15 protein-coding genes are annotated in these 13,099 nt (G+C 62.6%); 7 read left to right on the plus strand and 8 right to left on the minus strand.

Annotated elements, in window-relative coordinates; all coding sequences use genetic code 11:
* Positions 1-126 precede the first annotated feature (126 nt).
* Positions 127-600, plus strand: coding sequence for an SRPBCC family protein (locus tag ACWFSR_RS14070; protein ID WP_447522702.1), 474 nt, complete (start codon positions 127-129; stop codon positions 598-600).
* Positions 597-923: an ArsR/SmtB family transcription factor gene (locus tag ACWFSR_RS14075; protein ID WP_447522703.1), complete on the plus strand. Its 327-nt coding sequence runs from the start codon at positions 597-599 to the stop codon at positions 921-923. Before ACWFSR_RS14070 ends, ACWFSR_RS14075 begins: the two co-directional genes overlap by 4 nt.
* On the opposite strand, the gene ACWFSR_RS14080 is transcribed toward ACWFSR_RS14075, so the two are convergent.
* From ACWFSR_RS14080 to ACWFSR_RS14100, 5 genes are read right to left on the minus strand one after another with little or no spacing between them, the layout of a single operon-like run.
* Positions 920-1,891, minus strand: coding sequence for an aldo/keto reductase (locus ACWFSR_RS14080; protein WP_447522704.1), 972 nt, complete (start codon positions 1,889-1,891; stop codon positions 920-922). The two genes, ACWFSR_RS14075 and ACWFSR_RS14080, sit on opposite strands and share 4 nt — an antisense overlap.
* A 21-nt stretch (positions 1,892-1,912) precedes the next feature.
* Positions 1,913-2,926, minus strand: a complete 1,014-nt coding sequence (locus tag ACWFSR_RS14085) for a LacI family DNA-binding transcriptional regulator (protein ID WP_197122555.1) — start codon at positions 2,924-2,926, stop codon at positions 1,913-1,915.
* 22 nt (positions 2,927-2,948) lie between these two features.
* Positions 2,949-3,419: a MaoC family dehydratase gene (locus ACWFSR_RS14090; RefSeq protein ID WP_447522705.1), complete on the minus strand. Its 471-nt coding sequence runs from the start codon at positions 3,417-3,419 to the stop codon at positions 2,949-2,951.
* A complete protein-coding gene (locus ACWFSR_RS14095; protein ID WP_447522706.1) occupies positions 3,404-4,537 on the minus strand; it encodes an extracellular solute-binding protein in 1,134 nt (377 codons plus the stop codon). The genes ACWFSR_RS14090 and ACWFSR_RS14095 overlap by 16 nt, the downstream gene beginning before the upstream one ends.
* The gene (locus ACWFSR_RS14100) at positions 4,534-5,778 is read right to left on the minus strand and encodes a CaiB/BaiF CoA transferase family protein (protein WP_447522707.1); all 1,245 of its coding nucleotides are present in this window, start codon (positions 5,776-5,778) and stop codon (positions 4,534-4,536) included. Before ACWFSR_RS14100 ends, ACWFSR_RS14095 begins: the two co-directional genes overlap by 4 nt.
* Positions 5,779-5,937: 159 nt before the next feature.
* Here ACWFSR_RS14100 and ACWFSR_RS14105 point away from each other — a divergent pair, with 159 nt between their 5' ends.
* From ACWFSR_RS14105 to ACWFSR_RS14115, 3 genes are all read left to right on the plus strand, one after another.
* The gene (locus tag ACWFSR_RS14105) at positions 5,938-6,960 is read left to right on the plus strand and encodes a zinc-dependent alcohol dehydrogenase (RefSeq protein ID WP_447522708.1); all 1,023 of its coding nucleotides are present in this window, start codon (positions 5,938-5,940) and stop codon (positions 6,958-6,960) included.
* Between the two features lie 32 nt (positions 6,961-6,992).
* Positions 6,993-7,742 carry an SDR family oxidoreductase gene (locus tag ACWFSR_RS14110; RefSeq protein ID WP_447523453.1) on the plus strand — a complete coding sequence of 250 codons (750 nt, stop codon included), beginning with the start codon at positions 6,993-6,995 and terminating at the stop codon, positions 7,740-7,742.
* A gap of 157 nt (positions 7,743-7,899) precedes the next feature.
* A complete protein-coding gene (locus ACWFSR_RS14115; RefSeq protein ID WP_447522709.1) occupies positions 7,900-8,154 on the plus strand; it encodes a hypothetical protein in 255 nt (84 codons plus the stop codon).
* Positions 8,155-8,241: 87 nt separating this feature from the next.
* Here the strand turns inward: ACWFSR_RS14115 and ACWFSR_RS14120 are convergent, their stop codons facing one another.
* Positions 8,242-9,033: an SDR family NAD(P)-dependent oxidoreductase gene (locus ACWFSR_RS14120; protein ID WP_447522710.1), complete on the minus strand. Its 792-nt coding sequence runs from the start codon at positions 9,031-9,033 to the stop codon at positions 8,242-8,244.
* 92 nt (positions 9,034-9,125) lie between these two features.
* On the opposite strand from ACWFSR_RS14120, the gene ACWFSR_RS14125 reads away from it, so the two are divergent.
* Complete coding sequence (locus ACWFSR_RS14125; protein WP_447522711.1) at positions 9,126-9,635, plus strand: MarR family winged helix-turn-helix transcriptional regulator; 510 nt, start codon at positions 9,126-9,128, stop codon at positions 9,633-9,635.
* A 49-nt stretch (positions 9,636-9,684) separates the two neighbouring features.
* Here ACWFSR_RS14125 and ACWFSR_RS14130 read toward each other — a convergent pair whose 3' ends face one another.
* A complete protein-coding gene (locus ACWFSR_RS14130; protein ID WP_447522712.1) occupies positions 9,685-11,724 on the minus strand; it encodes a heavy metal translocating P-type ATPase in 2,040 nt (679 codons plus the stop codon).
* Positions 11,725-11,795: 71 nt separating this feature from the next.
* Between ACWFSR_RS14130 and ACWFSR_RS14135 the strand changes: the two genes are divergently transcribed.
* Positions 11,796-12,095: a DUF2470 domain-containing protein gene (locus ACWFSR_RS14135; RefSeq protein ID WP_197106821.1), complete on the plus strand. Its 300-nt coding sequence runs from the start codon at positions 11,796-11,798 to the stop codon at positions 12,093-12,095.
* A 54-nt stretch (positions 12,096-12,149) separates the two neighbouring features.
* Here ACWFSR_RS14135 and ACWFSR_RS14140 read toward each other — a convergent pair whose 3' ends face one another.
* Positions 12,150-12,911, minus strand: a complete 762-nt coding sequence (locus tag ACWFSR_RS14140; protein WP_447522713.1) for a FadR/GntR family transcriptional regulator — start codon at positions 12,909-12,911, stop codon at positions 12,150-12,152.
* Positions 12,912-13,099: the final 188 nt, after the last annotated feature.

Consider the following 13,099-nt stretch of genomic DNA (forward strand, 5'->3'; position numbering starts at 1 on the left):
GGTGGTTTACGGATGCCGCGAGCACTCGCAGTGCGCGGGCCTCGCATTCTGCAATCAACTGGTTGCACTCGCTGAAGATTAATGCAACTATCGGGTTGCAGTCATCCATGAATTGAGGAGAGAATTATGACTATGACCAGCAACCCACCCGCCGCCGTCGACAGCGACGCATTCACCGTGCGGCGAACCATCACCATCAAGGCGCAGGTGGCCACGGTATGGGCAGCCATCAGCAGGCCAGAACACCTCTCGCGTTGGTTCCCCGAGGTCGCGACGTTCGACACTGTCGCGGTTGGCGAAACCGGCAGTTTTACCTTCGAGGGGTATGGCAGCTTTCCAGTGCAGGTCGAAGAACTCGATGAACCGAACGTGATCGCGTATCGCTGGGGCGGACCAACTGACGACCCCACCAAGCCGATCGACCCGAAGCGCTCAACCGTGTTCCGGTTCACTCTGGATGCCATCGAGGAAGGCACACAGCTCACCGTCGTTGAAACGGGCTTCAACTTCGGCGACGACCCCGCTGCCAACATGGAAGACCACCGCGGTGGCTGGGATTCCGAACTCGACGAACTCGTCGCCTATCTCGAGGGCGCATGATCACTACACTCGCCCCCGTCTTTGCGGCTCTGGGAGATGAAACCCGGTGGAGCATTCTGGCGGCGCTCGGAGAAGGCGACGCTTCGGCATCCGCCCTCGCCGCACGCTTGCCCGTGACGCGCCAAGCCATCGCCAAACACTTGAACGTGCTGCATGATGCCGGGCTCGTTGAGCCCGTTCGAGTGGGCCGCGAACTGCGCTATCGCGTGCTCGGCTCACAACTCAGCGAAGCCGCCACACGCCTCGACACCATTGGCGCCGAGTGGGACCGCCGCCTTCTCGCGATCAAGGCGATCGCCGAAGAACTAGAGCGCGGCGACTAGAGAGCGGCGATTAGCCCGGCCGCTTCGAGGTCAGCCCACAGCCCCTCTGGCATCGCGGCTTCATAGCGCTCGATGTTCGAGCGAACCTGGTCGCCGCCGCGGGCGCCAACCACCACCGAGACCACGGCAGGATGCCGCAGCACGTATGCAATAGCGGCTTCGGGCAGCGTGACGCCGTGGGCTTCACAAGCGTCGGCGACCCGATTGGCCCGCTCAAGAATGGCGGGCGGAACAGGCCCGTAGTCGAAAGTCGCGTCGGGGCTTGGACGATTGCGACCGAGCAACCCGGAGTTGTAGACGCCGGCAACCACGATGCCCACGTTGCGTTCGAGAGCGAGCGGCATGAGGTCGGCAAGTGCGTCGTCGTCGATGAGAGTGAAGCGGCCAGCGCACATCACGAGGTCGACGTCCGCACGGCGAATTAGCTCAGCTAACGGCGCCGCCGCGTTCATGCCCGCACCGACGGCCTTCACCACGCCCTGTTCGCGCAACTCGATAAGCGCTGCAATGCCCTCCGTCGACGCTTGCTCGAAGTGGTCGTCGGGGTCGTGCATGTAGAGCACGTCGAAGTGGTCGAGCCCGGTGCGGGCGAGAGATTCTTCGACTGAGCGAAGGATGCCGTCGCGACTGAAATCCCATTGACGCTTGGTGACGGCGGGCACGGCAAAGCCTTCGTCATCCATCCGGTCTTCTCCACCGGGGTTGGCGACGAGGAGCTTGCCGACCTTGCTCGAGATCACGTATTCGTCGCGCGGGTGGGTGCGCAGTTGTTCGCCGAGGCGGCGCTCGGAGAGGCCCAGACCGTAGTGGGGTGCGGTGTCGAAGTAACGAACTCCGGCATCCCACGCGGCAGCAACGCCCTCTTCAACTTCAGCGTCGGTGGTTTCGCGGTACAGGTTGCCGAGCTGGGCGGCACCGAGGCCGATCTCTGTCAGTTCAAGTCCGCGCTGAGTTGATCTGGTCTTCACTAGTGGCTCCTCCAGGGAGTGTTAGCGCGCCGGCGGCGCAGTAGATTCACGCACGATCAGCTCCGGTGCTGGGTCGGCGATTACACGGTCTTCGGCGGTTCCGGAGTTGATGTTATCCCACAGGCTCGCCATGGCGGCACGGCCAAGTTCATACAGCGGCAAGCGCACGCACGTGAGCGGCGGCCACGCAATTTCAGCCGTCCACGTGTCGTGCATGGCCACGATCGACATGTCTTCAGGAACGCGGATGCCCAACCGTCGTGCCTCAGAGAGCACACCGTGAGCGGCGTTGATGTTGGCCACCACGACCGCCGTGGGAGGGGTCGACAACTCGGCCATGGCATCCAAAGCCTGAGCGCCCTGCTTGGGGTAGTACCCGAAGTCAGTGACAAGTTCGGGTTCGACCGTGAGCTTCGCCGCAGCCATCGCCTCGAGGAATCCAGCGAGTCGACGCTGACCTGACTCCGAGGTGGGCACACCGCCGGCATACCCAATGCGGGTGTGCCCGAGTTCGATGAGGTGCTCGGTCGCGAGGCGCATCCCTGCCTCATCTTCAAGACGAACAGAGCCACCGCTGCCGGGGTTGATCGTGTTGATCGAGATCACGGGCAGCCCGCTGTCGGTCACGGTGCGCAGGTCGTCACCGCTCAAGTGGTCGCCGAATTGCACGAGCACGCCGTCGACTCGTCCCTCACCCATGAGACGCGGGATCGACTCTTCACCCTCGGGCAAACGTTCGGTGCTAGCGATCAGCACCATGTAATCCTTGGTCCTTGCCTCTTCTTCGACACCGCGCATGAGCTCGGCGAAGATGGCGTTCGTGACACCGGGCACGACAAGACCAACCGCGTGAGTTCGCGACGACTTGAGCGCCCGAGCGGTGAAGTTGGGGCGATAGTTGAGCTCTTTTGCGGCATCGTGAATGCGCTGACGTGTTGCCACGCTCACCCGCACGCCAGGCTTTTCGCTCAGCACGCGCGAGACCGCCGACACCGAAACTCCGGCACGGGTTGCAACATCACTCAAAGTAGCCATGGTTGCCAGTGTATTCGGGCAACTAGTCTGTGGTACGTCGATTGACCAGATAGAGATGCGTGAGCACCATCACGGTGTCACCATGTTGGTTGGTTACCGTCACCAGTTCGTGCAGGTAGCCCGCCTCCTCCGGGCGCTTGGCATGCAACGACATCTCGTTGATCTCAGCGGTCACCCGAATGGTGTCCCCAATGAAGACGGGGCGGATGAAGCGGATGCGGTCATAGCCATAACTCATGGCCTGCGGGTTGATGTCCCCTGCCGTCATTCCCACCGCGACGGAGAGGATGAGGGTGCCGTGGGCGATGCGCTGACCGGCGGGCTGCGTTGCCATCCATTCGGCATCCATGTGGTGCGGAAAGAAGTCGCCGGTCTGGCCAGCGTGCAGCACGATGTCGGCTTCCGTGATGGTGCGGCCGACGGTTTCGCGGCGCTCCCCCACCTCGTGGTCGTCGTACCAGCGGTCTTTCGTGAGCATCAGCGCACCAGCCATTCTGCGACGCCCGCATCGAGGCGTTCGCGTAGTTCAGTGATCGTGATTTCGCCGAGCAGGGCCGAGGTCACGAGCGGGGAGACCGCATTTTGCAGTTCGATATAGGTCGCAAATCGCGGGCGCATGTAGGCACCCTCGAGGGTCGCGCGCGTGCCGGTGAAGAAGTCGAGACTGTCGGCGTTGGTGCGAGCGCTTTCCCACGCGACCGCGTTGCCGGGCTGGCCGCCGCCGTCGTAGTACGAACCCTCTTGCACGGGGCCCGAGGCGAGCCAGAAAGCGTGCGCGATCGCGGCATCCATCACCTGACTGCGTGACGACACTGCGATACCGGCACCACCGAGCAGTGAACCCGCAACACCACGAGTCGAACTCGGGATGTCGATGTACTGCACGCGGTTCGAGCGGTAGCCGGTACGGGAATAGTTCGTGTAGCCGAAGAGCAGCGGCGAGTACGCGAAGGTGTCGCTCTCGGCCAGCACATCGGCGACCTGAATCGGGTTGAAGCCGGCGTTATCGGCGGGCACCAAGCGAGCCAGGCGCGTGAGCAGTTCCATCGACCGAGTCAAAGTCTCCTCCGACAAAAACCTGCCGGGCGTTGCCATGGGATCTTCGCCCAGTCCGGCCGCGATCGTGATGAGACTCGAGTACGAGTCGACGGGCTTGAATGGCCACAGCACGCGACCCTCTTCGGCGAGCGCGAGCACCTCATCCCAGTTGCGGGGCGGTTCGTCGAGAAGGTCGGGGCGGTACGCGGCAACCTGTGCTGCAGCATCGAGCGCGAGCCCCCACTGCTGCCCGAGGTGTTGATACGACTCGTGCGAACGCCCGACCGACTGCGTTGCCAGCGTGGCCAGCTCGGCGTCGAACCCGCGACCGTTCAGCGGCGTAAAGAGTTTGTCTTCTGCCGCGATCGGAATGTGCGGATGATCGATCACAAGCAGGTCGTATTGCTCGACCAGACTCTCCAAATCTTGGTCGGCAAAAGCCTGCAGCGAGCGGTACTCCCACTGCACCTCCACGTCGGGAGCAACCGAGCGATACGCTTCGGCTGCCTTCACAACGCTGCCGTAGCCGCGCTCGTGTTCCCACGTCATTCCGCGGATGACGGTCGGGCTCATGCGGAAGCCTCCTGGGTCGCGGCACCGGTGCTCTCCCCGGCAGCTGCGGCGGTAGCGGCGCGCGACGGGAACTCTGCCCGGATCCGAGCGTTGTCTTCTCCGAGAGTGGGCGCCGCTTTAGTGCTCGTGAGAATCTGGCCATCAATGCGGATGGGACTGCGGGTGGTCAGCAGGTCGTTGCCTCCGCGGTTCACGGGCTGCGTCATCCGAATCGCTTCGAATCCGCCCGAGTTCAACAGCTCGTCGAGCGTGAGCACGGGGGCGCACCACACGTCGCCGGCATCAAGAATGTCGAGCCACTGTTGGGTGGTGCCGGTCGCGAACCGCGCCGCGAGAATCTCTTCCACGTACTCTTGACGATCCCACGCCAGTTGCGGGTCGTGCATCGCGCTGAGTTCGGGCATGCCGAGCAGGTCGCCCAGTTTCGGCAGCGGATTCATCGCCATCGCGATGTAACCATCTGTGGTGGGATACGTGCCGTAGGGCGCCGCCAAGAAGGCGTGGGCCGAGTGTTCGCCGTGACGCTGCACCGTGATGGTGTCGTCGTTGAGCTTGGTGCTGAGCAGTTCGAACTGCAGGTCGAGCATGGCTTCGAGAAGACTCGTTTGCACCATTCCGCCCTTGCCGGTGCGGAACTTGCGCACGAGAAGTGCTGTCACTCCCTGGGCAATGTGGCAGCTCATCAGGTGGTCGGCAATCGAGAGCCCGACCGGCACGGGGCCGTCGGTCTTCGAGCCATTGAGCCACGGGATGCCCGAAATGGCTTGAGCGAGCAAATCTTGCCCCGGGCGATCTTTCCACGGGCCCTCTTCGCCGTAGCCGGTTGCGCTGGCGTAGACGATGCCGGGGTTGATGGCGCGCACCGATTCGAAGTCGAGGCCGATGCGTTCCATCACGCCGGGGCGGAAGTTCTGGATGATCACGTCGGCACGCTCGACGAGCTCTTTGACGTAGGCGAGATCATCGGCGACCTTGAGGTCAGCCGTGATCGACTCTTTGTTGCGGTTCATCGCGTGGAAGGAAACAGTGTCGCCGTCGAACTCTCGACCGGCGAAAGCGAGGGTGCGACCGATGTCTCCCGTGCCGGGTCGTTCGACCTTGATGACGCGGGCGCCGAGGTCTGCGAGGCGCATTGCGGCTACTGGTCCGGCCAAGAATTGGCTGAAGTCCAGAACCAGAATGCCCTCGAGGGGGCGGTCCATTGGCGCAGACTCCGTTGGTGCGCCGGTGTGGTCATCCATTGCTGTTCAGCCTTCTGTTGATCCTCGTGAACAATCGTTTGATCATGCTAGTATGACGCAGAAATAGGCGCAAGGGAAACGGTGTCAAAGACCGGCTGCTTCACGGCATCCAGCCACCTTTCCTCCCTCGCGCACCACTAATCGCAAAGGAGCGCACCAGTGCTGAGCGTGAGTTATGTAGGCGAGCAACGCCTCGAGGTCAAAGAGTACGAACCGAAGCCTCCGGCCGCCGGTGAAGTCCAGATCGCTGTCGCCTACAACGGACTGTGCGGCACCGATATGCACATCCTGCACGGCAACATGGATGCCCGCGTGCAGCTGCCCTTGACCTTCGGTCACGAGATGAGCGGCACCATTTCCGCTCTCGGCAACGGCGTTGAGGGGTGGAACGTTGGCGACCACGTCACCGTCATGCCGCTCTGGTGGGACAACACGTGCCCCGCCTGCCTCGCGGGCAATCAGCACATCTGCCAGAACCTCGACTTCATCGGCATCGACTCCCCCGGCGCCCTGCAGGGCAAGTGGAATGTTCCCGCCGAAACCCTCGTGGCGTTGCCGCCCGAGCTGCGCCTGGATCACGCCGCGCTCGTTGAGCCTGCCGCGGTTGCGGTGCACGATGTTCGCCGTTCGGGCTTGGTGCCCGGAGACAAGGCCGTGATTATCGGTGGTGGTCCGATTGGGGTGCTCATCGCCTCCGTCGCCCGCGAATTTGGCGCTGAGGTCGCGGTCATCGAGATCGACGCCGGTCGTCGCGCTCAAATCGAAGCGCTTGGCTTCACGACCATCAGTCCTCTCGAGGTAGACCAAGTCGCGTGGGTCAACGAGTGGACCGCGGATGCCGGTGCCGATGTGGTCTTCGAAGTCTCGGGTGCTGCGGCTGCCGTGCTCGGCGCCACCGACCTCGCGAAGGTGCGCGGAACTCTCGTGGTTGTGGCCATCCACCCCACGCCCCGCGAGATCAACCTGCTGCGCGTCTTCTGGCGCGAACTCACGATTATGGGAGCGCGCGTTTACCAGCGCACCGACTTTGAAAAGGCCATCGAGCTGATCGATAGCGGCGTCATCCCGGCCGAGCTGTTGATCACCCGCATTGTGCCGCTGTCGCAAACCAGCGAAGCTTTTGCTGATCTTGCCGCGGGCAAAGCGATGAAAATTCTCGTGGATGTCGCGGGCCAGAAGTGAGCACAGAACTGAAGGGCAACCCCATGAACGGCATGTTTGACCTCACCGGAACCACCGCGGTCGTCACGGGTGCACGACGTGGAATCGGCTTCGCCATGGCCGAGGCACTCGCCGCCGCCGGCGCGAACATCATCGGTGTGAGCGCCACCATCGAGGCCTCGGGCAGCGACATCGAAAAGGCGGTCACCTCGTATGGCCGCACCTTCGAGGGCATCGCCTGCGACTTTGCCGACCCGGATGCCGTGGCCGCGCTGGGCGAGACGCTCTCGACCCGCAACGTGGACATCCTCGTCAACAACGCCGGAACCATCGAGCGCGCCCCTGCCGCCGAACACCCCACCGAACTGTGGGATCGCGTGCTTCAAGTGAACCTGTCGAGCCAGTTCACGCTCACGCAGGCCATCGCTCGCTCGATGATCGAACGCGGCCGCGGCAAGATCATCTTCACCGCATCGCTACTGAGCTTCCAGGGCGGCATCAACGTGCCCGGTTACACGGCAGCGAAGTCGGGCATCGCCGGCCTCACCAAGGCACTCTCCAACGAGTGGGCCAGCAAGGGCATTACCGTGAATGCGATCGCCCCCGGCTACATCGCGACCGACAACACTCAGGCGTTGCAAGACGACCCCGACCGCTCGAAGGCAATCCTCGACCGCATCCCCGCCGGTCGCTGGGGCGTCGGCAGCGACCTCGCGGGTGCCACCGTGTTCCTCGCGTCGCGCTCCTCCGACTACGTCTCGGGCGCGATCCTCAACGTGGATGGCGGGTGGCTCGGCCGCTAGCCCTCACGCGCAGACTGTTGGCATCCATCCTCGACGGTGGGTGCCAACAGTTGTTTCTGGGTATCTCTCGGATTCGTTTTCTGGTACTACTGAGGTCGGATGCCCGCTCGCGACCCGCGGCATCCAACCGAGACTGCGGCGAAAGGTTTCCGGCAACATGAATGGTCTTGCGTGGGATCAGATTCTCTTGGCCATCGGCCTAGTCGTGGCCGGCGTTTCCCTCGTCGTCGTGCGCCGCCCGCTCTTCGCCTTCTGGATTTCGGCCGTCGAGGAGTGGCTCCCCAGCTACAACCCCTACTCTCCGCTCGCGCCATCCCCGCTTTACATTGGGATGCTGGGCGCACTCCTGATCATCCTCGGCGTTCTCAGCGCGATAGCCCACGCAGCTCCGGGCTTCACGCCATTCGGATGACACTAGACAACGAAGTAGACGATGCTCCGAAGAGTGCCCTCCGGCGCTTCCACCATCGTCGGAGGGCGGAGCTACCGGCTGCGCTGGTCAAAGCATTGCGGTCAGTACTCCGCCGTCAGCGCGCACGGCGGCTCCGTTCGTTGCAGATGAAAGCGGGCTCGAGAGATAGACGGCGAGGTTCGCGATTTCGGCTGGCTCGATGAAGCGCTCTAGGAGAGAGGTTTGGTTTCCCCCAATGATGGACGCCTTCAGATCATCTGTCGAGAGTCGTTGCGCCTCGGCGATGTCGCGGATGGTAGCGGCTACGCCGTCTGAGTAGGTTGGGCCGCCAAGAATTGTGTTAACCGTCACGCCGGTACCGCGGGTGAGCTTGGCTAGGCCGTTACTCAAAGCGAGCATGCCCGCCTTGGTTACGCCATAGTGAGTCATATCAGCGGGTATGTTTACGCCTGATTCGCTCCCGATGAAGATGATCCGGCCCCATCCTGCGTCGATCATCCTGGGCATCAACGCTCGGGACAGTCGGACTCCGCTCATCACGTTTACCTCGAAATAGCGCGACCAGTCATCGTCGGGTATTTCGGCGAAGGGCGTTAAATCGAAGAGGCCGACGTTGTTAACAAGGATGTCGACGCCACCGAGCGAATCGAGGAGGCGCTGCACTTCAGCGGCGTCGGCAAAGTCCGCCGCAATACCCGTCACGTTCCCACTAGGTACTTCAGCTTGGAGGTTCGTCAGCGCTTGCTGAAGCCGGCTGTCGTCACGGCCGTTGATGACCACCGCTACGCCCTCCCGGAGAAGCGCCTTCGCGATCGAATACCCGATCCCCTGCGACGAACCACTTACAAAGGCACGTTTGTTTTCCAGCTGCATATCCATGGTCGAAGGGGCCTCTCGTTTTTTACTTGCTCAGTCAAGTAAAAACTAACCTCATTTGGTTGCTCAGTCAAGTAAACCTGTAGCGTGTAAACATGACTGATTCCAGCACCCCGAACCGTCTCACAGGAAATGACCTCGCGACGTGGGCGGCACTTGCGACGGTGCTCGAATGGCTGCCACCCGCCCTCGACGTCCCTCTGGTTCGCGGTTTCGATCTCACGCACTTTGAGTACGGCATCCTGTTCGCATTGGCTGACGCGCCAGACCGCACGCTGAGGATGACCGTTCTGGCGGATTATGCAAACAGCTCGCTTTCGCGGTTATCTCGAGCAGTGTCGCGTATCGAGGGACGGGGTTGGGCGCAGCGCACTCGAGACCCCCTGGACGGGCGGTCAATGCTTACCAGCCTGACCGAAGCCGGGCTGGAGATGCTCGACAAGGCCACCCCGGTGCACGCTTTGTCGGTCACGGAACTCGTCCTCGATCCGCTCACAAAGGCGCAACAGAGTCAGCTAAGAGAAATCAGTCTGAGTATCCAGCAAGCAATCCGGAAGCGGGAGGGATGGCAGCCGCCAAGATCACTCTCCTCCGACGCTGACTAGCAAACCAAGCTCGGCGCATCCTCAACACGGATGGCGATTGGCTCGGCCGCTAGTCCTTGCGCGCAATAACTGCCTCGGGCCGCAGGTCGAGGCGGCGCAACAGTTGCGCGTTCACTGCAACGACGACGGTCGAAGCCGACATGAGCAGCGCTCCGACGGAGATCGGCAGCACGAAGCCGATGGGGGCAAGCACGCCAGCAGCGAGGGGCACCGAGATGAGGTTGTAGCCGGCAGCCCACCACAGGTTTTGGCGCATCTTGGCGTAGCTGCGGCGCGAGAGTTCGAACACGGCGAGCACCGAGCGTGGGTCGTCGCTGGCGAGCACAACACCGGCCGAGGCGATGGCTACGTCAGTTCCGGCACCGATCGCGATTCCGACATCCGCCTGGGCGAGCGCTGGCGCATCGTTCACGCCGTCGCCGACCATTGCGACGGTGCCGCCCGCCTTTTGCAGTTCGGCAACCTTGCCGGCTTTGTCTTCTGGATGCACGCCCGAGAACACCCGGTCGATGCCGAGCTCTGCGGCTACCGACTGTGCCACAGCATCCGCATCTCCCGTGATCATCACAACCGTGATGCCCTTCGAGTGCAGTGCATCGATCGCCTGGCGCGAGTCTTCGCGCACTTCATCCGCGAGCCCGATTGCCCCGATCACGTAACCGTCAGAGAGCACGTGCAGAATGATCGCGCCGGCATCCGCCCACTCGGTCGTTACGTCGATGGGCTGCTGGTCGTGCTGGCGCAACATGCTCGGCCCGCCAACGCTGATCGTCGCACCATCGACAGAAGCTTCAACGCCAACACCACTCGATGAACTGAAGTTGGAGGCTCCTACTCGTTCGAGTTCGCGCTCCTTCGCAGCGGTCACAATCGCCTTAGCCAGCGGATGCTCACTGTCGTTCTCCGCGGCCGCAGCCAGTCGAAGAACGTCGTCTTCACTCGCATCCCCGACCGCCGCGACGTGCGTGACGGCGGGCTCGCCCTTCGTGAGGGTTCCCGTCTTGTCGAAGAGAACGGTGTCGACCTTGCGCATTGTTTCGAGGGCGATGCGGTCTTTCACGAGCACTCCGGCGCGAGCCGCGCGCTCAGTAGAGATCGAGACGACGAGCGGGATGGCGAGGCCAAGAGCGTGCGGGCACGCAATGACAAGCACCGTGATGGTGCGCACGATCGCGTCATCCGGGCTGCCCGCGAGAGTCCACACGGTCGCGGTGATCGCTGCGGCACCGAGAGCGAACCAGAACAACCAGCCGGCGGCGGTGTCGGCAATGCGCTGGGCGGGCGACGAGGAGTTTTGCGCCGTTTCAACGAGCTTGGTGATGCCCGCGAGCGCCGTATCATCGCCAATCGCGGTGACCTTCACTCGGATCGAGTTATCGGTAGCCACGGTTCCCGCCACAACGCGGTCGCCCTCGCCGCGCGAAACCGGCTGCGACTCTCCCGTGATCATCGACTCATCAACCTCGGCTGAACCGTCAATCACTTCGCCGTCGGCGGGTACTCGTCCGCCGGGACGCACGATGACGACATCGCCCACAACGAGATCAGACGGCGGCACGGTGACGAAGTCGTCCCCCTCAACCTTCTCCGCTTCATCCGGAAGCAAAGCGGCAAGAGAATCGAGTGCGCTAGAGGTCTGAGCCAGCGACCGCATTTCGACCCAGTGGCCGAGCAACATGACGACGAGCAGAAGCGCGAGCTCCCACCAGAACTCAAGGGCTTGGTCGATGAGGCCAAGAGTGGATGCCAGCGAGGCGACATACGCGACCGTGATGCCCAGTGAGATCAGCAGCATCATTCCGGGCTTGCGCGACTTCAGCTCAGAGTAGCCGCCCGTGAGGAAGGGTTTTCCGCCCCAGAAGTACATGACCGTGCCGAGCACTGGCGAGATCCAGTGGAACGCCGCGACATCCGGAATCGTGTAGCCGATGATCTCGGAGAACATCATGCTGAAACCCGTGACGGGCACCGCGATCACCAGCATGATCCAGAACAGGCGGCGGAACTGGGCTACGTGGTCGGCATGGCCAGAGTGGCCAGAGCTTTGCTTGTGGGAGGTCTGCGTGTCGTGCTCGGTCATTCCATCCATGGGCGCCACGCTATACCCCTCTAGGGTATGGAGCAACCCCAAACCCGGCGACTCCCAGCTACCGTAGAGCCGTGACTACTTTCAGTGAAGAAATTGTGTCCGCAGTACTCGCCCATATGAACAGCGACCACAACGATGACAACTTGCTCATTGTGCGCGCCTTCGCGGAATCCTCCGCCATTTCTGCGGCCATGGTGTCGCTCGATGGCACCGAGGGAACGTGGCAGTATTCGGATGTCGACGGCATCGAACATCACGTGACCGTGCCGTGGAGCACGGAGATCACCGAGCGCGCGGAGATCCGCCACGAGATCGTGAAGCTCTACGATGCCGCGTGCGAAAAGCTCGGCGTGCCGGCTCGCCCCCACTAGCCAGCCCTCGCGATTGGTGATCTGCCCGCAAGGGGGACTCACAGCGACCGAAAGTCAGGATGCGGTGGGGCGGCGGCGCAGCCACGCGCGCGAGATGTGGGTGGCCATCGCTTCAGACGCGGCTTTGCTGTCTCCGCTCTCGATGGCATCCAAGACGGCAACGTGCTCAGCGAGCGTGACGCGTAGTGAACCTTCATCGGCGCGCTCACCCACAAATCGGTTGCTCGAGAGCGCGCGGTCGAAAAGGATTCCCGTGATGTTTGCTGCCAAGCGGATGCCCGACTGCTCCATCACGAGGCGATGAAATTCTGCGTCTGCCTGGTTGTTCTCTTCGGCGTCGCTGAGGGTGGCTTCCATCCGTTCCACAAGGGCACGAAGGGCAGCAAGGTCGTCGTCAGTGCGGCGCGTGGCAGCAGCACCGGCCATTGATGATTCAAGACTTCCGCGCACTACCGCGAGTTCGTCGAGCACTCCGAGAGTGTCGTCATTGTCGACGAGCGACGACAGCACGACCGGGTCAAGCATGTTCCACGCACTTGCCGGGTTGACGGTGGTTCCGCGACCCTGTGCGACGGTCACCAGACCCTTTTCTTCAACCCGCTTTACAGACTCGCGAATAACCGTGCGGCTCACGCCGAAGTGTGAGCTCAGGGTGCCTTCGGGAGGCAGGGTGGTGCCCGAGGGAACCTTCTCGGTGACGATCGAATCTACGAGCTCGCGAACGACGGCAACTCCCAGGCGAGCAGCCGGCGCACGGCCGACCTCACCACTGGCCAGCCACTTGGGCGCAGCGTCATCGGCACTCACAGGATCCATTCATTCAGCATAAAGGGGCGCATCCTCACCTCGAACTCTGTCACAGCGCTGGCGCGAACTAACCGTCCTGCCTAGATCATTACTTGCACCATGAAGTCTTTTAGGTCGCCCACTGAATAAAACAGGAGGAATCACACGCTCAATCACTCCTGGGAAGAAAATTCACCTCCCCCTCCCCCTAGCGCGCG

The sequence above is a fragment of the Salinibacterium sp. NYA9b genome, from assembly GCF_976973725.1.